The sequence below is a fragment of the Aeromonas piscicola genome, assembly GCF_000820005.1.
GTDB classification, from domain to species: domain Bacteria; phylum Pseudomonadota; class Gammaproteobacteria; order Enterobacterales; family Aeromonadaceae; genus Aeromonas; species Aeromonas piscicola.
Genome location: NZ_CDBL01000052.1, coordinates 362,006 through 382,224 on the forward strand (window position 1 = coordinate 362,006; position 20,219 = coordinate 382,224).

The following is a 20,219-nucleotide window of genomic DNA, read 5'->3' on the forward strand; positions in this document are numbered from 1 at the left end:
ATGTTGAGCCTGTTGTTGGATGCAGCCTGGATGACCCTCGGGCTGGCCTTGGCATCACTGGTCGGGGGCATGGTATTGGCGCTGGCATTTAGCGCCGCCGAGCTCAGCAAGCAGCGCGCGCTGGTGTGGCCGGTGGCCACACTCACCACGCTGATCCGTGGCCTGCCCGAGTTGCTGGTGGTGCTGTTCATCTACTTCGGCTCGACCCAGGTGCTGTTCCTCATCACCGGTGAGTATGTGGAGTTCAGCCCGTTCGCCTGTGGCGTGCTGGCGCTCTCCCTGCTGTTTGCCAGCTATGCCACCCAGACCCTGCGGGCCGCGCTCAATGCGGTGCCCGCCGGGCAGCGGCTGGCGGCGCTGGCGCTCGGTCTTGGCAAGAGCCACATCTTCTTTCGCATCGTGTTGCCCCAGGCCTGGCGTCATGCCCTGCCGGGCCTCGGCAACCAGTGGCTGGTGCTGCTGAAAGACACTGCGCTGGTCTCCCTCATAGGGGTGAACGAGATGATGCGTCAGGCCCAGATGGCCTCGGCCAGCACCTATGAACCCTTTACCTGGTATGCCGCCGCGGCCCTCATCTATCTGGCCATCAGCCTGGTGAGCGAGTTCGGCCTCAAGCAGGCTGCCCGCTATACCCGCCGCTACGGAGGTTGACCATGCAGGACCATCTCATGACTCTGCTGGGGGGATTAGTGATCACCCTGCAACCGACCGTCTTCAGTCAGCTGAGTGAATTCGGGTTTAAGCAGACAGCCCGCCATACCCGCCGCTACGGAGGTTGACCATGCAGGACTATTTCATGACTCTGCTGGGTGGTCTGGCGATCACCTTGCAATTAACTGCCCTCAGTCTGCTGCTCGGCGTACTGATGGCGGCTGCCATGACATGGGTGCTGGAGCAGCGCATTCCGGTGGCGACCCAGCTGGTACAGCTGTGGGTGCTGATCTTCACCGGCACGCCGCTGCTGATCCAGATCTTCCTTATCTACTACGGGCCGGGCCAGTTCGAGTGGCTCAAATCCGGACCGCTCTGGCCGCTGCTCAAGCAGCCCTGGTTCTGCGCCGTGCTGGCCCTTGGCTTCAACACGGCGGCTTACTCCACCCGCTTGTTCAAGGGAGCGCTCGATGCCATTCCATCCGGCGAGGTGGAGGCATGCCGCGCGCTCGGCTTCTCGGCCGGGCAGACCCTGTGGATGACGGTGCGCCACGCCGCCCGGCGTCTGGTACCCGCCTACTCCAACGAGGTGATCCTGGTGCTCAAGGGGAGTTCGCTCGCCAGCACCATCACCATCATGGATGTGATGGGTCTGGCCCAGCGCCTCAACGCCCAGACGTATGACACTCTGGCGGTGTTCACTGTGGCCGGTGGCCTCTATCTGACCATGAACGGATTGTTAACAATTGGGTTCCGCTGGTGTGAACGGCGAGCCCTGGCATTCCAGGCCTGAGTTCGGTAGATCTACCTATTTATGGTAGGGGGAAGTGCAGGAAATCTGTGCTTCCCCTCTGATTTTCTGCATTTTCCCCCATTTTTATTCGCCGCCTGTTTCTTGGCTCACAGAACCCGTGATTGCAACTGTTATCAGATTGTTTTTTAGGGGGGGATCCATTAAGGTTGGGCCCACAACAAGAAACAACCTTAAACCTACGCTTAAACATGGAGTTGATCATGAAAGTTGCCGTTCTGGGTGCCGCCGGTGGCATAGGCCAAGCCCTCGCTCTGCTGTTGAAAAATCGCCTTCCTGCTGGTTCCGAACTGAGCCTGTATGACATTGCCCCGGTCACTCCGGGTGTGGCGGTCGATCTGAGCCATATCCCGACTGACGTGAAAGTAAAAGGTTTCTGCGGTGAAGATCCGAGCCCGGCTCTGGTCGGCGCCGATGTGGTGCTGATCTCCGCCGGTGTGGCGCGCAAGCCCGGCATGGATCGTTCCGATCTGTTCAATATCAACGCCGGTATCGTCAAGAACCTGGTGGAAAAATGTGCCGCTACCTGCCCGAAAGCGCTGATCGGCATCATCACCAACCCGGTCAACACCACGGTCGCCATCGCCGCCGAAGTGCTGAAGAAAGCTGGTGTCTATGACAAGCGCCGCCTGTTCGGCGTCACCACCCTGGACGTGATCCGTGCAGAGACCTTCGTGGCCGAGGCCAAGGGCCTGAACGTCGACAAGGTGCGTGTCAACGTGATCGGTGGCCACAGTGGCGTGACCATTTTGCCGCTGCTGTCCCAGATCGAAGGCGCTTCCTTCACTGCTGAAGAAGTGGCTGCCATGACCAAGCGTATCCAGAACGCCGGTACCGAAGTGGTGGAAGCCAAGGCCGGTGGCGGATCTGCCACCCTCTCCATGGGCCAGGCGGCCTGCCGTTTCGGTCTGTCGCTGATCAAGGGTCTGCAGGGCGAAGCCAACGTCATCGAGTGCGCCTATGTGGAAGGCGACGGCAAACACGCCACCTTCTTCGCGCAACCCATACTGCTGGGCAAGAACGGCGTCGAAACCATACTGGACTACGGCAAGCTGAGTGCCTTCGAGCAAGCGGCTATGGATGGCATGCTGGCCACCCTGAAAGCCGATATCCAGCTGGGTGTCGACTTCGTCAAGTAAGCCGTATAGCTGGCAAACAAGGGGAGCTTCGGCTCCCCTTTGTCATGGGTGACAGATGCAGATGGCGACGGGCTAAGGGGATGGGGCCGGCTGCCGATAACAGAGAGCAGCAGGAGAACCTTATGATGAAACCACTTACCCTTGTCGGCCTTGTCTGTTTGCTGACCACCCAGGTACAGGGCGCGGAGCCTCAGGCATCCGCCGCCACCCCCACAGCGAGCAGCGCGGTTTCCGCTGCCGAGCAGGCGATGGCATCCCAGAGTGCAGTGTCTGCCGCCGAGTCGCCAGCGGTTGCAACCCAGAGCGCGGTATCTGCCGCCGAGCCGTCAATCGCTGCCGTCCAGCCTGCCGGATCCGGCGCTGTCCCCGCTACCGCACCCTTGCCTGTGGCGTCCGAGTCGACACCAGCAGCTGAGCCTGCTCCCGTTGCAACGGGATCTGCGCCCGCGACCCCATCCCCCGCCGCCACAGCGGAGAGCGGGCTCTCTCCGACCAGCCGGCCCATGACCAGCACGCCATCGGGTGGTGGCGGTCTGGGTATCGACAGCAGCAATTTGCAGGCGGTCCCCCTCTATCGCCAGGACGAGCTGCTCAACTGGATTGAACAGGGTCGTCACTTGCAGCAGGTGAAGCAGGACAGGTGCCAGCTCACTCAGGATATAGAGGTGCGGGCAGAGGTGATGAAGGTGCCGGCCTATCAGTTTCTGTGGGGCGACATGCTGGCCTGGGGGGTGTGCATCAAGCCCGATGCCGAGCTCGGGGTCAAATTCATGTGGGAGGCGGCCAATCAAGGGCTGGCACCGGCGCTGGAACAGCTGGGCCGTTACTACTGGAAGGGCACATTGGTGCAGCAGGATCTGGTCAAGGCCGAGACCCTGATGCGTGAAGCCGCCAGTCTGGGATTTCAACGGGCACAGGTCGAGTGGGTCGAGATGCTGCTGCAGGGGATGGGCAGCCCGCTGGATTATGAAGAGGCCTACCACTGGCTGCACAGCACGGTGATCGGTGACAAGGCGCTGCATCAGAAGGCGACCAGCCTGCTGAGCCGCCTGGCCAACCGCATGCCGGCCAATGCCATCGCCCGTGCCAAGGCGATGCACTGAATAAAAATGACCCACAGATCTGCATCTGTGGGTCCGGATCCGGCCGCCGTGCCATGACAGGCTGGATCCTCCTTGCTTTATATGGGGCAACCCCGTTTAAAGATCTTGATGGGGACCAAAAACTTCATAGTGCAGCTGATCGGCCGGTATGCCCGCCGCGCTCAACTGCGCCTTGATTGCCTGCATGAAGCCAAGCGGACCGCAGAAGTAGTAGTGGGCCTGCGGCGCCAGCAACTCGGCCACCTGGCTCAACTCCATGGTGCCGTGGAAGTCGTAGTCCTTCCCCTGCTCATCCTGAGCCTCCGGCTCCCGATACCAGACTCGGCACTGCAGCTGCTCGTGCTGTTCGTGCTTGTGCCGGATATCCTCCTTGAAGGCGTGCAGTGCACCCTGTTCACAGGCATGCAGCCAGCAGATGTCGGCTGCATGGCCCTTGGTCAGCAGCTGGTTGAGCATGCTCAGCATGGGGGTGAGGCCTACGCCGGCGGAGAGCAGCACCACGGGCGTGGTGGCATCGGCCTGCAGGAAGAAGTCGCCGGTCGGCGGCATCAACTCCACCTGATCGCCAGCATGCAGATGGTCGTGCAGCAGGTTGGAGACCTGGCCCTGGGGCTCGCGCTTGACGCTGATGCGGTAATCGCGACCGTTCGGCGCATCGGAGAGGGAGTATTGGCGGATCTCCTGATACTCCAGCTCGGGGTGGGCCAGCTTGATGCTGAGGTACTGACCCGGTTTGAAGTGCAGTACCGGTTTGCCATCGAGCGGCGCCAGTACGAAGGAGGTGATGAGCTCGCTCTCGACCCGTTTCTCCTTGATGGTGAAGGGGCGGGGACCCTGCCAGCCACCGGTCTGACTCGCTTTCTCCTGATAGATCTCGCTCTCCCGGCCGATGAAGATGCTGGCCAGCACACCGTAAGCCTTGCCCCAGGCATCCAGCACCTCTTCGGTGACCGCACTTCCACCCAATTCTTTGAGCGTGGCCAAGAGATGACTACCTACAATGTGATATTGTTCCGGTTGGATCATGAAACCCGTATGCTTGTGGGCAATACGTTCCACCGCGCCGGCCAGGGCTCCCAGGTTGTCGATATTCCTGGCGTAAGCCGCCACCGCATTGAACAGCGCCAGCGGTTGACCGCCACTGCGCTGGTGCGCCAGGTTGAAAATATCCTTCAGTTCCGGGTTGTGACTGAACATGCGCTGGTAGAAATGCTGGGTGAGGGCAGGCCCCGCCGATTCGAGCAAAGGGATGGTGCTTTTGATGACGGCGATGGTGGCTTGGTCTAACATAGGAGGTCCTTGCTAATTGAATATCTAAAATGTCACTTAATAAGCTGCATCCTAGATGTTTATTTGATCTGAATCAATAATCAATTTTCCGCGTTATGCGACACAGGCACTATGAGACTAACTAGCTATACCGATTTTGGATTGAGAGCCCTGCTCTATCTGGCTACCCTGCCACAGGGCGAACTGTCGAGCGTGGCCAAGGTCTCCGCCTTGTATGGCGTCTCCCGCAACCACATGGTCAAGGTGGTGAATCAACTGGTGAAGCTGGGCTATCTGCAATCCCAGCGTGGCAAGAATGGCGGGATCCGCATGGCCTGCGCGCCGGAGACAGTCAACATCGGCCAGGTGATCCGGGCGCTGGAGGGCAATCTGGACGGCATCGACTGCAACTCGCCCGCCTGCCACATAGTCTCTGTCTGCTTGTTGAAGAATGCCCTGAAGGAGGCGATGAACGCCTTTTTGGCAGTGATGGACAGCTATACCCTGCAAGACCTGCTGGCCAATCGCGAGGAGCTGCAGAAGGTGTTCGGCGACTTGATCCCGACCCTGGTGCTGGAGCCGGACGAGGAGAGCGAGTGAGATAAAAAAGGCTGCCATCGGCAGCCTTTTTTCAATCTTCGAATCCCGACTCGTTGTGGTATAAATCCGGCATGATCCGCGCCATCTTCACCATGTTGTTCTCCACTTCCAGGATCTCGATGGGATAGCCGGCGAGCCGCAGGCTGATGTTGGGCTGGGGGATCTCCTCCAGGTATTCCAGGATGACACCGTTCAGGGTTCTGGGCCCGTCGATGGGCAACCGCCAGCTCATCTCCTTGTTCAGCTCGCGAATGCTGGCCGAGCCCTCCACCAGAAACGAGCCATCCGGCTGAGGGTGGATCTCGTCGCTGGGCGCCGGTGTCATGGAGGTAGTGAAGTCGCCCACTATCTCTTCCAGTATGTCATCCAGGGTGATCAACCCCTGAATATCCCCGTACTCATCCACTATGAGGCCGATCCGCTCCTTGTTGCGCTGGAATTTGGCCAGTTGCACGTTGAGCGGCGTGCCTTCCGGGATGAAGTAGATCTCGTCCACTTCCCGCAGCAGGCTCGACTTGTTGAACTGATCCCTGGCCATCAGCCGCAGCGCATCGCGGGCGTGCAGGAAGCCCACCACATCGTCGATGTTGTCGCGGTAGAGCAGGATCTTGGTGTGGGCGCAGTGCGCCAGCTGACGCAGTATGGTCTTCCAGTCATCGTTGATGTCGATGGCGTAGATATCGCTGCGCGGCACCATGATGTGTTCCACCGTCATCTTGTCCAGATCCAGAATGCTGAGCAGCATCTCCTGATGACGCTGGGGGATCAGGCTGCCCGCCTCGTTGACTATGGTGCGCAGCTCCTCGGTGTTGAGGGAGTCATCCTTGTTGGGATGGAGCCGAAGCAGCTTGAGCAGGCCGCTGGTGATGCCGTTGATCAGCCAGACAAAGGGGTAGAGCGGCACCATCAGCCCCTTGAGGATCCAAGAGGCGGGATAGGCGATCTTCTCCGGGTACATGGCCGCCAGTGTCTTGGGGGTCACTTCGCCAAACACCAGCACTATCAGGGTCAGGCCGAAGGTGGCAATGGCCACCCCGAAGGCGCCAAACAGCCTGATGCAGACGATGGTGGCGATGGCCGAGGCGAGGATGTTGACCAGGTTGTTGCCAATCAGGATCAGGCCCAGCAGACGATCCGGGCGGGACAGCAGCTTTTCTACCCGACGGGCAGCCTTGTGCTTGGTTTGAGCCAGATGCCGCAGCTTGTAGCGGTTGAGCGACATCATGCCAGTTTCAGAACTTGAGAAAAAAGCAGACAAGAGGATCAAAATAACGAGAACAATCAATAATGTGCTCGTTGATATGCTGTCCAAGAAGGGCTCCTGTGGGGGCTGGGTAAGTAAAGGGGGGTGAGTATCAGCTCAGCAGGACTTCTTTGACGAAGCGGCTGCCAAAGTAGGCCAGGGTCAGGATGAAGCTGCCAATCAGGCTCAGGGTGATGACCTTGCGACCGCGCCAGCCACGGGTGTGATGACCCCACAGCAGCAACACGTAGACGCACCAGGCCAGGATCGAGAGGATCGCCTTGTGGGATTTGCCCTGGGCGAACATGTCTTCCAGGAAGAAGAGGCCGGAGGCGATGGAGAGGGTCAGCAGGAACAGGCCCGCCGAGATGAGCTGGAACAGCCGTTTCTCGACCGTCATCAAGGGCGGCATGGCCGGCAACTGACTGATCTTGCGCGACTTCAGCTGCCTGTCCAGACAGGCGAGCTGCAGCGCGAACAGGCAAGCGATCATCAGTACCGAATAGGCCATCAGCGCGAGCCCTATGTGCAGCAGCAGCTGGGGATGGGCTTCCAGATGGGTGATATAGCGACCCGGGATCAGGGCGCTGGCGGCCAGCAGCAGGGCGGAGAAACTGTAGACCACGGGCAGCAGGATCCAGCCGTTGAAGCGGCGGGTGACGCAGGTCATGAAGCAGCTGATGATGAGGCTGACCAGGGACGCGACGTTGAGCATGCTCAGATTCTGTCCTGAATGGGTCACCAGCACTTCGCCGGCCACGGCGGCGCCGTGCCCGATCAGGGCCAGTCCGATAGAGGCAAACAGGGGAGCTTGCCCCACAGGTTTGGCACTGAGAAGCAGGTGCAGCGAAGCGATGATGGCCAGCAGATAGAACGCCAGGGCCAGAACAGAGATCACGATCATAACCAGGTCGTTGTTGAACAGGCAGTTGGGAATAGGAGAGGCAGTATACCTTGCACAAGATGTGCTCGCCAGTTGTGCTACCGCCGATCTGCCCATATATAGGGAGCAGGTCCCCATTGCTGCCGTGCGGTGAATAATCGTCCTCGCGTCCGCTCTGGGTTATAATGCCCCCAATTTATTACGCCAAGAACCGGAATCCGTCATGTTTGAGAATTTGACTGAACGACTCTCGCGCACCTTGCGCAATGTCAGTGGGCGCGGTCGCCTGACCGAAGAGAACATCAAGGATACCTTGCGCGAAGTCCGCATGGCGCTGCTCGAGGCGGACGTCGCCCTGCCGGTGGTGCGTGACTTCGTCGCTCGCGTCAAGGAGCGGGCGGTCGGCCAGGAAGTGGCCAAGTCCCTGAGTCCGGGCCAGGCCTTCATCAAGATAGTGCACGGTGAACTGGTCTCGGTGATGGGCGAAGCCAACGAGCAGCTCAACCTGGCCGCCCAGCCACCGGCCATCATACTGATGGCGGGTCTGCAGGGTGCCGGTAAGACCACCACGGTCGGCAAACTGGCCAAGCTGCTCAAAGAGCGCAGCAAGAAGAAGGTGCTGGTGGTCAGTGCCGACGTCTATCGCCCTGCGGCGATCAAGCAGCTGGAGACGCTGGCGAGCGACATCGGCGTCGACTTCTTCCCGAGCGATGCCAGCCAGAAGCCGGTCGACATCGCCACCGCCGCCATCGATCAGGCGCGCAAGAAGTTCTATGACGTTGTGATAGTGGATACCGCCGGTCGTCTGCACGTCGACAGCGACATGATGGACGAGATCATCCATCTCCACGCCACCATCAAACCGATCGAGACCCTGTTCGTGGTGGACGCCATGACGGGTCAGGATGCAGCCAACACCGCCAAGGCTTTCAACGAGGCGTTGCCGCTCACCGGCGTGATCCTCACCAAGGCGGACGGTGACGCTCGCGGTGGTGCCGCTCTCTCGGTGCGCCACATCACCGGCAAGCCGGTCAAGTTCATCGGTATGGGCGAGAAGACAGATGCGCTGGAGCCGTTCCATCCAGATCGCCTCGCCTCCCGCATCCTCGGCATGGGCGATGTGCTGTCGCTGATCGAGGAAGTGGAGCGCAATGTCGACAAAGAAAAAGCCGCCAAGCTGGCCAACAAGGTCAAGAGTGGCAAGGGCTTCGATCTGGAAGACTTCCGCGAACAGCTGGCCCAGATGCGCAACATGGGCGGCATGATGGGCATGCTCGACAAGCTGCCGGGCATGTCCGGTCTGCCGGACAACGTCAAGGATCAGATGGATGACAAGCTGACCGTGCGGATGGAGGCCATCATCAGCTCCATGACGCCCAGGGAGCGTGCCCATCCAGACCTCATCAAGGGCTCCCGCAAGCGCCGTATCGCTGCAGGTTCCGGCATGCAGGTGCAGGATGTGAACAAGCTGCTCAAGCAGTTCACCGAGATGCAGCGCATGATGAAGAAGATGTCCGGCAAGGGCGGCATGCGCAAGATGATGGGGCAGATGAAGAACATGCTGCCACCAGGATTCGGTGGTGGTCGCGGTCCCTTCTGATCCCGACCGTTTCAGCCAGGCCAGGGGCTCACCAGAGGTGGGCCCTTTTCATTGTGAGCCTTGTGCAAAAAATGGCTGGCTTGGTTGCAATTATTACGAATCCAAGTAGAATTACGCGGCTTATTTTAAGCTAGGGTCCGCGTGTTTGCGGGCCTTGTTCATTAGATGTTAATGAGGACGATATGGTAACCATTCGTTTACAACGTGGTGGCGCGAAAAAGCGTCCGTTTTACCAGGTAGTAGTTTCTGACAGCCGTTGCGCCCGTGACGGTCGCTTCATCGAGCGCGTTGGTTTCTTCAACCCGGTTGCTTCTGGTTCTGCCGAAAAGCTGAACCTGGACCTGGCTCGTATCGAGCATTGGGTTGCTACTGGTGCCGCTGTTTCTGACCGCGTTGCCAAGCTGATCAAAGACGCTGCCAAAGCTGCTTAATCAGCCCAACGGTAAGGAGTTAAGGTGGAAAAACCTATAGTTCTGGGCACCCTGGGTACCGTTTATGGCATCAAGGGCTGGCTTAAAGTGAACTCCTTCACCGATGTTGCCGAAGCGATTTTCGATTACAACCCCTGGCTGATCAATCAGAACGGGGTGTGGCGTGAACTCAAGGTTTCGGCCTGGAAGCGTCACAACAAGGGTCTGATTTGCAAGATCGATGGTATCGATCTGCGTGAAGATGCCCTGGCATTGACCAATGTCGAGATTGGCGTTCCCGCCGATCTGTTGCCTGCGTTGCCTGAAGGTGAGTTCTACTGGCGTGACCTGATTGGTTGCTCGGTATCGACCACCAAGGGATACGACCTGGGCAAGGTGACCGAATTGATGGAAACCGGCTCCAACGATGTGTTGGTGGTTGAGGCCAATGTAAAAGATGCCTTTGGCGCAAAGGAGCGGTTGATTCCGTTCCTGGAAGAGCAGGTGATCAAGCATATTGATCTGACTGCTCGAACAATCGAAGTTGATTGGGATCCTGGTTTCTAGTTTCCCGCGCTAACACGGGTGCCGGAGGTTTCTTATGTGGATTGGGGTCATTAGCCTCTTCCCTGAAATGTTCCGAGCCATTACCGAGCACGGGGTAACGGGTCGGGCCGTCAAGAGTGGCCTGCTGCAGATTGAGTGCTGGAACCCCCGGGAGTTTACCCACGACAAACACCGTACGGTCGATGATCGTCCTTATGGTGGTGGGCCCGGCATGTTGATGATGGTTCAGCCGCTGCGTGACGCGATTCATGCAGCCAAGCAAGCGGCGGGAGACGGGGCGAAAGTCATCTATCTCTCTCCTCAGGGACGCAAGCTGACTCAAGCTGGCGTAACCGAGTTGGCGACGAGTCAGAAATTGATTCTGGTAGCCGGTCGATACGAAGGTATCGATGAACGCGTAATACAAACCGAAGTCGACGAAGAGTGGTCTATCGGTGATTACGTGTTAAGTGGTGGCGAGTTGCCTGCCATGACCCTGATCGATGCGGTTTCGCGTTTGGTCCCCGGGGTTTTGGGCGATCAGGCCAGTGCCGAGCAGGACTCCTTCACGGATGGCTTGCTGGATCATCCCCACTACACTCGGCCGGAGTTGTTGGATGGATTGGCGGTGCCAGAGGCGCTGACAAGCGGCAATCACGAAGTGATTCGACGCTGGCGTCTCAAACAGTCGCTCGGACGAACCTGGCAAAGAAGGCCGGAACTTATTAACAACCTAGCTCTGACTGACGAGCAAGAATCACTTCTTGCCGAGTATGTCCGCGAAGTGCGTGACAGCGTTAAGTAGAGTTTTCAGTTTATCCTAGGTAAGGAAAGACAATGAGCAAGATTATTCAGCAGCTTGAACAAGAGCAACTGCGTACCGACATCCCGGCATTTGCCCAGGGCGACACCGTACGTGTTCAAGTTCGTGTTAAAGAAGGTGGCAAAGAGCGTCTGCAGGCTTTCGAAGGCATCGTTATTGCCAAGCGTAACCGCGGTCTGCACTCTGCTTTCACCGTTCGCAAGATCTCCAACGGCGAAGGTGTTGAGCGTGTATTCCAGACTCACTCTCCGCTGATCCACAGTGTAGAACTGAAGCGTCGTGGTGATGTTCGCCGCGCCAAACTGTACTACCTGCGCAACCTGTCCGGCAAAGCTGCTCGTATCAAAGAGAAGCTCAACTAATTCGATTCGAATTGGTGTCGGTATGTCGGCGAAAAGCTCGACAGGTAGTGAAAAGGCTCGCCAATGGCGAGCCTTTTTTGTGTCTGCAATTCGGGTGCCGGCCAGACACGCCAGTATTCTGCTCGTCGCTACTGACTGACCCACACCACCGAGTTGTCCCGTCCGAAGGGGCCGGGCACATAGTCGTCCGCTTCCCAGTCGTTATCGTAGTGAGTCTCCCCGTTCGGTTGCACCAGCTGGTAGCAGTATTCGAAATGGCTGGGACCATCGGTGGGCAGGTTGAGGGTGGTTCTGAACTCCCCGCTCTTCATCCGTTTGAGCTCTATGGGTTGCCACTGGCTGAATTCCCCCAGCAGCAGTACCTGTTCAGCCTCACCTGCGGCCATTTTTTCCACTGCGAAGGTCACCTTGACCTCGGGACGGGACTTGAGGAACTGCTTGTTGATCGGCATGACGCCTCCTTGTCATTGATTACGAAGAAATAGCTTCTGGCTATTTTTATATCACTTTATGGCAAGGATGTTTATAACGGAGATCAAAGGGGCAGGGCAAAGTGACGTTGCAGCAGGTCGTGGGTGAAGCCTGTCTTGAGGTAAAAGCCCCGTGGCAGGGTCAGGATCGGCTGGCCATTGCGACCGATGGCACGGGTCAGCGCCTTGTTGTTGGCGGCCTTGGGGCGCAGTTGCATCACCTGGCCGTGGCGAGCACTGATCTGCTCCACCTCGCCCAGCACTATCATGTCCATCAGCTCCTCCCAGTCCTGACGCAGCAGCCGATCCTCCTCCTCATTCGGGCTCCACATCAGCGGCATGCCGATCCGGCGCTCGCCTATGGGAATGTCGCGGCTGCCCTCCACCGGGATCCAGAGCACCCGGGAGAGCTTGTTGCGCACGTTCGACTGCTCCCAGCGCTGGCCGCTGACGCCGATCAGCGGCGCCACGCAGACGAAGGTGGTCTCCAGCGGTTTGCCATGAGGATCTATGGGGATCGTCTTGAGCTCTATGCCAAGTTCGGGGAAGTCCTGCTCTGGCTTGCTGCCGGCGCTGGCGCCCAGTTGCCATTCGATCAGCTGACCGACCCAGCCCTTGTCCCGCCTCAGATCCCGCGGGACGGCGAGGCCGGCATCGGCAGCCAGCTGTGCCAGCGTGAAGCCCGCCATGGCATGGGCTCGGCTCAATAACTCCTGCTCGGACTGGGGCTGGGTGGGCATGAATGACTCCTACAAAGGGGGATTATTCTAGCAAGTCTGATCCCTGGTGAGGATCGCTGTTTTTATAACCGATCTGGCCGAGGGGTTGCACGGGGTAGGCGGTTTTGTGTGTAAGCACTTATCATAATGATTTTTAACGGATTTGTCTTTGTTGCACCGATCATTCCCACGCAGGATCCCGACTTGAAATAGTTGTCCAAGGGTTTGCTCATGCTGTTGCACACAGTTATCCACAGAAATCTTGGATAACTGGCTCAAAGTGGTGATAGTCGGGGTGTTGTTACAAAAAAATGTGAAACTACACCGATTTTTACTGTGATGACAGGGCAGATAGTGTGCCACTCCTGTGGATAAATTAGTCATGGTGGATCTTTGAGCAGTCGAACTTGTTCACAATCTGGATCTCGGATCGCTGGCTGGGAAAGACATGGATCTTGATCCAGCACCCTGCATTTAACATCATGTATTTAAATACATATTTAGTTTTTATCACCATGCTGTATGCTGATGTCCTGAGTAGAGCAGATAAACAAAACTACTGTATATACCCGCTTGCTCACAGGCTTATGCACAGTCTGGGTGGGCAACTTGCGGGGCTTGATCCTCGGGTTTGTTTATAAGTCGGCTTGAAATTGAAAGTTATTCATGAGTGAGGGATTGCAGTCCTTGTTTGCTGCCACGGGGTGAATGTGGAACAATCTCCTTATAGATTCAGCCTTTATAAGGTGATCACGTGATAGATGGCGACGGGTTTCGTCCCAATGTCGGAATCGTGATCTGTAACCGTGACGGGCAAGTATTGTGGGCTAAGCGCTATGGGCAGCACTCCTGGCAGTTTCCGCAGGGGGGGGTTGATGACGGTGAGACGCCTGAGCAGGCCATGTATCGTGAGCTGTATGAGGAGATAGGCCTCAAGCCCGAGGATGTGACCATCATGGCCACCAGTCGCAACTGGCTGAAGTACCGCTTGCCAAAACGTCTTGTTCGTTGGGACAGTTCACCGGTCTGTATTGGCCAAAAACAAAAATGGTTCTTGCTACAGCTGGATCCGGGCAGGGAGTCCAGGATCCAGTTCGGCTGTCATGGCCACCCCGAGTTTGATGATTGGCGTTGGGTCAGCTTCTGGTATCCGGTACGCCAGGTTGTCTCCTTCAAACGAGAAGTCTATCGACGGGTGATGAAGGAGTTTGCTCCGCTGGCGATGCCAGTGCCTGTGGTGCAAGTTAATCGGAAAGATGGGCGGCGCAACCGCTCTCGCTAAGGAGCACACCTAGTTGCTGACGGAACTCAGACGCATCGTCGAAAGCATGGCCGAAGCCAACACCCTGGAGCTGGCCTTGCAGGCATTGGTCAGCCAGACCCGGCTGGCCATGATGGTGGACTGCTGTTCCGTCTATGTCTCTGAACCTGACATGCGCCGCTACCGGCTTGCCGCGACCGATGGTCTGGCCGAGTCGGCGGTGGGCAAGGCGACCCTGCCATTCGAGCAGGGCATAGTCGGTCTGGTGGGTCAGCGCGAAGAGCTGATCAACCTGGCCGATGCACCCTCCCATCCCAGTTTCAAATTCCTGCCCGATGTTGCCGAAGAGGCATTTCGCTCCTTCCTTGGCGCCCCCATCATGCATCAGCGCCAGGTGGTGGGCATTTTGGTGGTGCAGCAGAAGGAAAGTCGCCTCTTCGATGAGGGGGAGGAATCCTTCATGGTCACGCTGGCGGCCCAGCTGGCGGCCCGCATCGCCCAGGCGCAGGCCAAGGGCTGGTTGCAGAAGACCGACTGGAGCAAGCCGCTGCGCGGTATCGCCGGAGCCAGCGGCATTGCCATGGCCAAGGCCTGGGTGTGGCGGCCCCGCAAGGAGCTCAGCACCATCACTCCGCGCAAGGATGAGGAGCACGCCAAGCAGTTGGAGCGGCTGAATGTGGCGGTGGAAGAGGTTCGCCACGATCTGGAGAGTCTGGCGCTGCGGTTTCGCGAGAGCTACAGCCAGGATTCGGTCGCCATCTTCGACATCTATCTGCATCTGCTCAACGATCCCGGTTACATCAAGCCCATTCGCAACAAGGTGAGCAAGGAGCACTGGACGGCCGTGTCGGCGGTCAAGCTCATCAGCGACCGGCTGATCGATCAGTTCAAGGGGATGAAGGATCCCTACCTGCAGGAGCGCTCCACCGATGTGAAGGACATAGCCCAGCGGCTCATCAGCCGGCTGGTGCAGAATGAACCTGAACACATCACGGTCGGCGAGCCCGTGGTGCTGGTCGCCGACGAGGTGACGGCCACCATACTCGCCGAGGTGCCGCGGGAATTCCTGACCGGGGTGGTCTCCCTCAAGGGGGGCACCAACTCCCACGCGGCCATACTGGCGCGTGCCATGGGGGTGGCGGCCATCATGGGGGTGGATCTGCCGCTCGGCGACATAGGCGGTCGCATGCTGGTGGTCGACGGCTACAGCGGCGATCTCTTCATCGAGCCCAATCAGGTGATCCTGACCGAGTATCGGCAACTGCTCAACGAGGAGCGGGCGCTCGATACCCTGGTGCGCAGCGTCGACAACCAGCCATCGGAAACCGCCGACGGCACCCCTGTCTCCTTGCTGCTCAACGCGGGCCTTAGCGCCGATACCGAGATTTCCCTCAATCATCTGGCGGACGGGGTCGGGCTCTATCGCACCGAGATCCCCTTCATGCTGCAGGACAGTTTTCCCTCCGAGTGGGAGCAGACGGCGCGCTATCGCGGCATCCTGGAAACCTATCGCAACCGGCCGGTCTGCATGCGCACGCTGGACGTGGGGGGCGACAAGCAACTGCCCTATTTCCCCATCGTCGAGGAAAATCCCTTCCTTGGTTGGCGGGGGATCCGGCTCACTCTGGATCACCCCGAACTGTTTCTGGTTCAGCTCAAAGCCATGCTGCGGGCCAGCGAGGGGCTGGACAACCTGGCAATCATGCTGCCGATGATCAGCAGCGTCAGCGAAATCAGAGCCTCCCGCCGGTTGCTGGATCAGGCCTGGCGAGAAGTGTCGGAAGAGGCGGCGAGCCGCGATGCGGTGATCCGCTACCCCAGCCTGGGAGTGATGATAGAGGTGCCCTCCGCCCTCTATATACTGCCCGAGATGGCGCCGCTCATCGATTTCTGGTCGGTGGGCAGCAATGACCTGACGCAATACCTGCTGGCGGTGGATCGAAACAATGCCCGTGTCGCCAACATCTACGATGCCTTCCATCCCGCGGTGATCCGCGCCCTGCAACTGCTGGTCGATGCCTCCCATCGCTACCAGAAACCTGTCTCCGTGTGCGGCGAGCTGGCCGGTGATCCGGTCGGTGTGCTCTTGCTGCTGGCCATGGGCTATCGGCGCTTCAGCATGAACACCCACAACATTGCCCGCATCAAGTACGTGCTGCGTCAATCCACCCTGAGCGAACTGACCGCGCTGATGGCCGACGGCCTCAAGCACGACAATCCTCACGTGCTGCGCGGTCTGTTCGCCCGTTACCTGGAAGAGCACGGTCTGGGCGGCTTGCTGCGGGCCGGTCACAAAACGAAACAGACTGATTGATAATCATGCCTTGTCCCTGCTGACGAATGATCGGAAAATGCGGCTTTTCTTATGACTGGGGCCGCATATGCAGCACGATGGATATTGGGTTTTCTCGCAGGTTGATCCTGTAGCATTCAGTTTGGGGCCACTATCGGTACGCTGGTACGGTCTCATGTATCTGTTTGGTTTCGCCTTCGCCATGTGGTTGGCGGGGCGTCGCGCCGATACACCGAACAGCGGCTGGACCCGCAACGAGGTCTCCGATCTGCTGTTTTACGGCTTCCTCGGGGTGATCCTGGGTGGCCGGGTCGGTTACGTGCTGTTCTACAACTTCGACATGTTCCTGGCCGATCCCCTCTACCTGTTCAAGATCTGGACCGGCGGCATGTCGTTCCACGGTGGCCTGATCGGGGTCATCACCGCCATGATCTGGTTCGCCCACAAGACCAAGCGCCACTTCTTCACCGTGGCCGACTTTGTGGCACCGCTGATCCCGTTTGGCCTCGGCGTGGGTCGCATCGGCAACTTCCTGAACGGCGAGCTGTGGGGCCGGGTCACTGATGTGCCCTGGGCCATCATATTCCCTGAGGCTGGCCCGGAGCCGCGCCATCCCTCCCAGCTCTACCAGTTCGCATTGGAAGGTGTGGTGTTGTTTATCATCCTCAACCTGTTCTGGCGCAAGAACCCGCCCCGTGGCGCCATCTCAGGCCTGTTCCTGTTCTGCTACGGCCTGTTCCGCTTCCTGGTGGAGTTTGTGCGCCAGCCGGACAGTCAGCTTGGTCTCTACTTCCAGGAGATCAGCATGGGCCAGATCCTCTCCATGCCGATGATCATCGTCGGTGCCATCATGATTTGGGTCGCCTACAAGCGTCCTCAGCTGTTCGGCAACGCCGCGAAGGAGGCCAAGCAATGAGGGCTTATCTCGACCTGATGCAGAAGATCCTGGATGAGGGCACGGTCAAATCCGACCGCACCGGCACCGGTACCGTCTCCCTGTTCGGCCATCAGATGCGCTTCAACCTGGCGGATGGCTTTCCGCTGGTCACCACCAAGAAGTGCCACCTGCGCTCCATCATTCATGAGCTGCTCTGGTTCCTCAACGGCGACACCAACACCGCCTATCTGAAAGAACACGGCGTCAGCATCTGGGATGAGTGGGCCGACGAGAATGGCGATCTGGGGCCTGTCTATGGCGCCCAGTGGCGCTCCTGGCCGGCGGCCGATGGCACCGTCATCGATCAGATCCAGCGGGCTGTGGATGACATCAAGCACAATCCGGATTCGCGCCGCATCATAGTCTCCGCCTGGAACGTGGGCGAGCTGGACAAGATGGCGCTGGCTCCCTGCCACGCTTTCTTCCAGTTCTATGTGGCGGACGGCAAACTCTCCTGCCAGCTCTACCAGCGCAGCTGTGATGTGTTCCTCGGCCTGCCGTTCAACATCGCCAGCTATGCCCTGCTGACCCACATGATGGCTCAGCAGTGCGATCTGGAAGTGGGCGATTTTGTCTGGACCGGTGGTGATGTGCACCTCTACTCCAATCACATGGAGCAGACCGCGCTGCAACTCTCCCGTGAGCCGCGTCCGTTGCCGCAGTTGGTGATCAAGTGCAAACCCGACTCCATCTTCGACTACAAATTCGAGGATTTCGAGATTGAGGGTTATGACCCCCATCCCGGCATCAAGGCGCCCGTCGCCATCTGATCGAAAGGCGCCTCAGGGCGCCTTTTTTATGCATAAAAATAACTGAAAATGCATTTTATTGATTGCGTCATCAAGGGGGCCGGAGTGCAGTAAAACCTGCTTATAGCAGACACCTTCTGTTTTGCCTTCGGTTTTCTCGTTGTATTCAGCAGTAAGAAACGATTTTCCATTAATTGTTATGGGATATAGACTCAAATCAAAGTAATACTGTGGATAATTTAACCATGAGCAACGTAATAAAGAAGTTTCTGCAGCTGGAGGCCGCCTCCGGAATAATTCTGATAATGGCTGCCATACTGGCGATGGTATTGGCCAACACGGGTCTGGCAGGCGGCTATCAGGCATTCCTCGATACGCCGGTGCAGGTGCGCATCGCCGCGCTCGACATCAACAAGCCGCTGCTGCTCTGGATCAACGACGGTTTCATGGCGATCTTCTTCCTGCTGGTCGGGCTTGAGGTCAAGCGCGAGATGCTGGAAGGGGCGCTCTCTTCCCGGGTACAGGCGACCTTCCCGGCCATAGCCGCGGTCGGCGGCATGCTGGCCCCCGCGCTCATCTACGCCTTCTTCAACTACTCGGATGAGGTGGCGCGTGCCGGCTGGGCTATCCCCGCCGCGACCGACATCGCCTTCGCCCTCGGGGTGATGGCGCTGCTGGGCAAGCGGGTACCGGTCAGCCTCAAGGTATTCCTGTTGGCGCTGGCCATCATGGACGACCTCGGGGTCATCATCATCATCGCGCTCTTCTATACCCAGCAGCTGTCGCTGACGGCGCTGGCGGTCGGCATACTGGCGACCCTGACCCTGCTGTGGATGAATCGCCGCGGCGAGGACAGGATCGGCCTCTACATGCTGGTGGGGCTGGTGCTCTGGGTGGCTGTGCTCAAGTCCGGCGTCCATGCGACCCTGGCTGGCGTCATAGTGGGCTTCATGATACCGCTCAACGGCAAGCGCTATGCCTCGCCGCTCAAGCATCTGGAGCATTCGCTGCATCCCTGGAGCGCCTACCTGATACTGCCGCTGTTCGCCTTTGCCAATGCGGGGGTCTCGCTGGACGGGATAGGCCTGTCATCCCTGCTGAGCCCTGTCCCTCTTGGCATCATGCTGGGGCTGTTCGTGGGCAAGCCGCTCGGGGTGTTCACCATCAGCTGGTTGGCGGTCAAGCTGGGCATCGCCCAGTTGCCGGGCGGGGTCAACTTCAAGCAGATTTTTGCGGTCAGCATACTGTGTGGCATTGGCTTTACCATGTCGATGTTCATCGCATCGCTGGCGTTCGAGCACGGCGGATTGGATTACGGCAGCTATTCACGCCTCGGGATCCTGGTGGGATCCACCCTGGCGGCAGTGGTCGGTTATCTCGCCCTGCGGATGTCGCTTCCCAACCGGGAGGCGGATCAAAGCACGGAGGGGTTATGAGAAGAGTGATAGGGTTGGTCATGCTGGCGAGCCCGGGGCTCTGGGCGGCCAGTCTGGAAGATTGTCAGCAGGATGCGGCATCAAGCAGCTGCTCCGCCTATCTCAACGGGGTGGTCGACAGCGCCGTCATGCTGGGGGACAAGCAGGCCAAGGCCCAATTCGGTGAGACCTTCGCCGAGCGGGCCCTGAGCAGTCGGGCTGGTGAGCGGGTCAAGCAGTCCAACAAGCGCTACTGCGGCGAGCGGATGCCTGACAAGGTGCGCCTCAAGGCCAACCTGCAGGCGCAGTTCACCGCAAACAAGGTTGACTCGATCAGCGACATGTATGACATTCTGGCGGCTGAACTCAGCTGCTACCGGAGTCCGCGTACCGCGGGAACCCCATCGGATGTCACACCTTAACTACAACCACCTCTACTATTTTTGGATGACTCAGAAGAAGGGCTCCGTCACCCAGGCGGCGGAAGCCCTCTTCTTGACCCCGCAGACAGTCACCGGCCAGATCAAGCTGCTGGAGCAGCGCCTGGGCGGCAAGTTGCTGATGCGCAAGGGGCGCTCCCTCGAGGCCACCGAGCTGGGCCAGCTGGTGTTTCGCTATGCCGACAAGATGTTCAGCCTCTCCTACGAGATGCTGGATATCGTCAACTACCGTAAGGAGAGCCAGATACTGTTCGACGTCGGCATCGCCGATGCGCTCTCCAAACGCCTCGCCAGCCGGGTACTGCTCTCGGTTATTCCCAACGATGGCTCCATCCACCTGCGCTGCTTCGAATCGACCCACGAGCTGCTGCTGGAACAGCTGAGCGAGCACAAGCTCGACATGATCCTCTCCGACTGCCCGGTGGACTCCAGCCAGCATGCGGGCCTGCTCTCCAAGCGGCTCGGCGGTTGTGGCGTCAGCTTCTTCTGCAAGGC

24 protein-coding genes are annotated in these 20,219 nt (G+C 58.8%); 18 read left to right on the top strand and 6 right to left on the bottom strand.

The window, feature by feature from the left end:
• The 4 genes from artQ (at position 1) to mdh (ending at position 2,601) form a co-directional block, all read left to right on the top strand.
• Positions 1 to 651, top strand: a complete 651-nt coding sequence (gene artQ, locus BN1128_RS12290; RefSeq protein WP_042869104.1) for an arginine ABC transporter permease ArtQ — start codon at positions 1 to 3, stop codon at positions 649 to 651.
• A 2-nt stretch (positions 652 to 653) separates the two neighbouring features.
• The gene (locus BN1128_RS26440) at positions 654 to 779 is read left to right on the top strand and encodes a hypothetical protein (RefSeq protein WP_276325063.1); all 126 of its coding nucleotides are present in this window, start codon (positions 654 to 656) and stop codon (positions 777 to 779) included.
• A gap of 2 nt (positions 780 to 781) precedes the next feature.
• Positions 782 to 1,444: an arginine ABC transporter permease ArtM gene (artM, locus tag BN1128_RS12295; RefSeq protein ID WP_042869106.1), complete on the top strand. Its 663-nt coding sequence runs from the start codon at positions 782 to 784 to the stop codon at positions 1,442 to 1,444.
• 221 nt (positions 1,445 to 1,665) lie between these two features.
• Positions 1,666 to 2,601 carry a malate dehydrogenase gene (gene mdh, locus BN1128_RS12300; RefSeq protein WP_042869108.1) on the top strand — a complete coding sequence of 312 codons (936 nt, stop codon included), beginning with the start codon at positions 1,666 to 1,668 and terminating at the stop codon, positions 2,599 to 2,601.
• A gap of 190 nt (positions 2,602 to 2,791) precedes the next feature.
• On the opposite strand, the gene BN1128_RS25880 is transcribed toward mdh, so the two are convergent.
• Positions 2,792 to 3,106 carry a hypothetical protein gene (locus tag BN1128_RS25880; RefSeq protein WP_042869110.1) on the bottom strand — a complete coding sequence of 105 codons (315 nt, stop codon included), beginning with the start codon at positions 3,104 to 3,106 and terminating at the stop codon, positions 2,792 to 2,794.
• Here BN1128_RS25880 and BN1128_RS25885 point away from each other — a divergent pair.
• Positions 3,105 to 3,704 carry a tetratricopeptide repeat protein gene (locus tag BN1128_RS25885; RefSeq protein ID WP_042869112.1) on the top strand — a complete coding sequence of 200 codons (600 nt, stop codon included), beginning with the start codon at positions 3,105 to 3,107 and terminating at the stop codon, positions 3,702 to 3,704. The two genes, BN1128_RS25880 and BN1128_RS25885, sit on opposite strands and share 2 nt — an antisense overlap.
• A 96-nt stretch (positions 3,705 to 3,800) precedes the next feature.
• Here the strand turns inward: BN1128_RS25885 and hmpA are convergent, their stop codons facing one another.
• On the bottom strand, positions 3,801 to 4,994 hold the full coding sequence (gene hmpA / locus BN1128_RS12315) for an NO-inducible flavohemoprotein (RefSeq protein ID WP_042869114.1): 1,194 nt from the start codon (positions 4,992 to 4,994) through the stop codon (positions 3,801 to 3,803).
• Between the two features lie 111 nt (positions 4,995 to 5,105).
• On the opposite strand from hmpA, the gene BN1128_RS12320 reads away from it, so the two are divergent.
• Positions 5,106 to 5,573, top strand: a complete 468-nt coding sequence (locus BN1128_RS12320; protein ID WP_042869116.1) for an Rrf2 family transcriptional regulator — start codon at positions 5,106 to 5,108, stop codon at positions 5,571 to 5,573.
• Positions 5,574 to 5,604: 31 nt separating this feature from the next.
• Here BN1128_RS12320 and BN1128_RS12325 read toward each other — a convergent pair whose 3' ends face one another.
• Both BN1128_RS12325 and BN1128_RS12330 read right to left on the bottom strand, forming a co-directional pair.
• Entirely contained in the window at positions 5,605 to 6,885 is a 1,281-nt protein-coding gene (locus BN1128_RS12325; protein WP_042869118.1) for an HlyC/CorC family transporter, read from the bottom strand.
• A gap of 43 nt (positions 6,886 to 6,928) precedes the next feature.
• Complete coding sequence (locus BN1128_RS12330) at positions 6,929 to 7,720, bottom strand: cytochrome C assembly family protein (RefSeq protein WP_042869120.1); 792 nt, start codon at positions 7,718 to 7,720, stop codon at positions 6,929 to 6,931.
• A gap of 202 nt (positions 7,721 to 7,922) precedes the next feature.
• Between BN1128_RS12330 and ffh the strand changes: the two genes are divergently transcribed.
• From ffh to rplS, 5 genes are all read left to right on the top strand, one after another.
• Positions 7,923 to 9,299, top strand: a complete 1,377-nt coding sequence (gene ffh, locus BN1128_RS12335; RefSeq protein WP_042038808.1) for a signal recognition particle protein — start codon at positions 7,923 to 7,925, stop codon at positions 9,297 to 9,299.
• 182 nt (positions 9,300 to 9,481) lie between these two features.
• A complete protein-coding gene (gene rpsP, locus BN1128_RS12340) occupies positions 9,482 to 9,730 on the top strand; it encodes a 30S ribosomal protein S16 (protein WP_021141082.1) in 249 nt (82 codons plus the stop codon).
• Between the two features lie 24 nt (positions 9,731 to 9,754).
• Positions 9,755 to 10,276 (top strand): ribosome maturation factor RimM, encoded by a 522-nt coding sequence (rimM, locus tag BN1128_RS12345; RefSeq protein WP_042869122.1) that lies wholly within the window; start codon positions 9,755 to 9,757, stop codon positions 10,274 to 10,276.
• Positions 10,277 to 10,310: 34 nt separating this feature from the next.
• Complete coding sequence (gene trmD / locus BN1128_RS12350) at positions 10,311 to 11,060, top strand: tRNA (guanosine(37)-N1)-methyltransferase TrmD (protein ID WP_042869124.1); 750 nt, start codon at positions 10,311 to 10,313, stop codon at positions 11,058 to 11,060.
• A gap of 32 nt (positions 11,061 to 11,092) precedes the next feature.
• Positions 11,093 to 11,440 carry a 50S ribosomal protein L19 gene (rplS, locus tag BN1128_RS12355; RefSeq protein WP_005313505.1) on the top strand — a complete coding sequence of 116 codons (348 nt, stop codon included), beginning with the start codon at positions 11,093 to 11,095 and terminating at the stop codon, positions 11,438 to 11,440.
• 128 nt (positions 11,441 to 11,568) lie between these two features.
• Here rplS and BN1128_RS12360 read toward each other — a convergent pair whose 3' ends face one another.
• Positions 11,569 to 11,892: an isoamylase early set domain-containing protein gene (locus tag BN1128_RS12360; protein ID WP_042869126.1), complete on the bottom strand. Its 324-nt coding sequence runs from the start codon at positions 11,890 to 11,892 to the stop codon at positions 11,569 to 11,571.
• A gap of 83 nt (positions 11,893 to 11,975) precedes the next feature.
• Positions 11,976 to 12,650 carry a DNA mismatch repair endonuclease MutH gene (gene mutH / locus BN1128_RS12365; RefSeq protein WP_042869128.1) on the bottom strand — a complete coding sequence of 225 codons (675 nt, stop codon included), beginning with the start codon at positions 12,648 to 12,650 and terminating at the stop codon, positions 11,976 to 11,978.
• A 733-nt stretch (positions 12,651 to 13,383) separates the two neighbouring features.
• Between mutH and rppH the strand changes: the two genes are divergently transcribed.
• The 7 genes from rppH to nhaR form a co-directional block, all read left to right on the top strand.
• Complete coding sequence (gene rppH, locus BN1128_RS12370; protein ID WP_043141866.1) at positions 13,384 to 13,911, top strand: RNA pyrophosphohydrolase; 528 nt, start codon at positions 13,384 to 13,386, stop codon at positions 13,909 to 13,911.
• Positions 13,912 to 13,924: 13 nt separating this feature from the next.
• Positions 13,925 to 16,204 (top strand): phosphoenolpyruvate--protein phosphotransferase, encoded by a 2,280-nt coding sequence (gene ptsP, locus BN1128_RS12375; protein ID WP_042869130.1) that lies wholly within the window; start codon positions 13,925 to 13,927, stop codon positions 16,202 to 16,204.
• Positions 16,205 to 16,271: 67 nt separating this feature from the next.
• A complete protein-coding gene (lgt, locus tag BN1128_RS12380) occupies positions 16,272 to 17,099 on the top strand; it encodes a prolipoprotein diacylglyceryl transferase (RefSeq protein ID WP_042869132.1) in 828 nt (275 codons plus the stop codon).
• A complete protein-coding gene (gene thyA, locus BN1128_RS12385) occupies positions 17,096 to 17,890 on the top strand; it encodes a thymidylate synthase (protein ID WP_042869134.1) in 795 nt (264 codons plus the stop codon). Before lgt ends, thyA begins: the two co-directional genes overlap by 4 nt.
• 224 nt (positions 17,891 to 18,114) lie before the next feature.
• Positions 18,115 to 19,305: a Na+/H+ antiporter NhaA gene (nhaA, locus tag BN1128_RS12390; RefSeq protein WP_042869135.1), complete on the top strand. Its 1,191-nt coding sequence runs from the start codon at positions 18,115 to 18,117 to the stop codon at positions 19,303 to 19,305.
• Positions 19,306 to 19,325: 20 nt separating this feature from the next.
• Positions 19,326 to 19,706, top strand: coding sequence for a Rossmann-fold NAD(P)-binding domain-containing protein (locus BN1128_RS12395; protein WP_172955414.1), 381 nt, complete (start codon positions 19,326 to 19,328; stop codon positions 19,704 to 19,706).
• Positions 19,693 to 20,219 (top strand): transcriptional activator NhaR (gene nhaR / locus BN1128_RS12400; protein WP_042869365.1); only part of this gene is annotated, 527 nt, incomplete at its 3' end. The genes BN1128_RS12395 and nhaR, both read left to right, overlap by 14 nt.

What these genes read in the sequence shown, in the direction of transcription:
- artQ (WP_042869104.1), top strand. Translation starts at nt 1, where the DNA reads ATGTTGAGCCTGTTGTTGGATGCAGCCTGGATGACCCTCGGGCTGGCC.
- BN1128_RS26440 (WP_276325063.1), top strand. Translation starts at nt 654, where the DNA reads ATGCAGGACCATCTCATGACTCTGCTGGGGGGATTAGTGATCACCCTG.
- artM (WP_042869106.1), top strand. Translation starts at nt 782, where the DNA reads ATGCAGGACTATTTCATGACTCTGCTGGGTGGTCTGGCGATCACCTTG.
- mdh (WP_042869108.1), top strand. Translation starts at nt 1,666, where the DNA reads ATGAAAGTTGCCGTTCTGGGTGCCGCCGGTGGCATAGGCCAAGCCCTC.
- BN1128_RS25885 (WP_042869112.1), top strand. Translation starts at nt 3,105, where the DNA reads ATGACCAGCACGCCATCGGGTGGTGGCGGTCTGGGTATCGACAGCAGC.
- BN1128_RS25880 (WP_042869110.1), bottom strand. Translation starts at nt 3,106, where the DNA reads ATGGGCCGGCTGGTCGGAGAGAGCCCGCTCTCCGCTGTGGCGGCGGGG.
- hmpA (WP_042869114.1), bottom strand. Translation starts at nt 4,994, where the DNA reads ATGTTAGACCAAGCCACCATCGCCGTCATCAAAAGCACCATCCCTTTG.
- BN1128_RS12320 (WP_042869116.1), top strand. Translation starts at nt 5,106, where the DNA reads ATGAGACTAACTAGCTATACCGATTTTGGATTGAGAGCCCTGCTCTAT.
- BN1128_RS12330 (WP_042869120.1), bottom strand. Translation starts at nt 7,720, where the DNA reads ATGATCGTGATCTCTGTTCTGGCCCTGGCGTTCTATCTGCTGGCCATC.
- ffh (WP_042038808.1), top strand. Translation starts at nt 7,923, where the DNA reads ATGTTTGAGAATTTGACTGAACGACTCTCGCGCACCTTGCGCAATGTC.
- rpsP (WP_021141082.1), top strand. Translation starts at nt 9,482, where the DNA reads ATGGTAACCATTCGTTTACAACGTGGTGGCGCGAAAAAGCGTCCGTTT.
- trmD (WP_042869124.1), top strand. Translation starts at nt 10,311, where the DNA reads ATGTGGATTGGGGTCATTAGCCTCTTCCCTGAAATGTTCCGAGCCATT.
- rplS (WP_005313505.1), top strand. Translation starts at nt 11,093, where the DNA reads ATGAGCAAGATTATTCAGCAGCTTGAACAAGAGCAACTGCGTACCGAC.
- BN1128_RS12360 (WP_042869126.1), bottom strand. Translation starts at nt 11,892, where the DNA reads ATGCCGATCAACAAGCAGTTCCTCAAGTCCCGTCCCGAGGTCAAGGTG.
- mutH (WP_042869128.1), bottom strand. Translation starts at nt 12,650, where the DNA reads ATGCCCACCCAGCCCCAGTCCGAGCAGGAGTTATTGAGCCGAGCCCAT.
- lgt (WP_042869132.1), top strand. Translation starts at nt 16,272, where the DNA reads ATGCAGCACGATGGATATTGGGTTTTCTCGCAGGTTGATCCTGTAGCA.
- thyA (WP_042869134.1), top strand. Translation starts at nt 17,096, where the DNA reads ATGAGGGCTTATCTCGACCTGATGCAGAAGATCCTGGATGAGGGCACG.
- nhaA (WP_042869135.1), top strand. Translation starts at nt 18,115, where the DNA reads ATGAGCAACGTAATAAAGAAGTTTCTGCAGCTGGAGGCCGCCTCCGGA.
- BN1128_RS12395 (WP_172955414.1), top strand. Translation starts at nt 19,326, where the DNA reads ATGCTGGCGAGCCCGGGGCTCTGGGCGGCCAGTCTGGAAGATTGTCAG.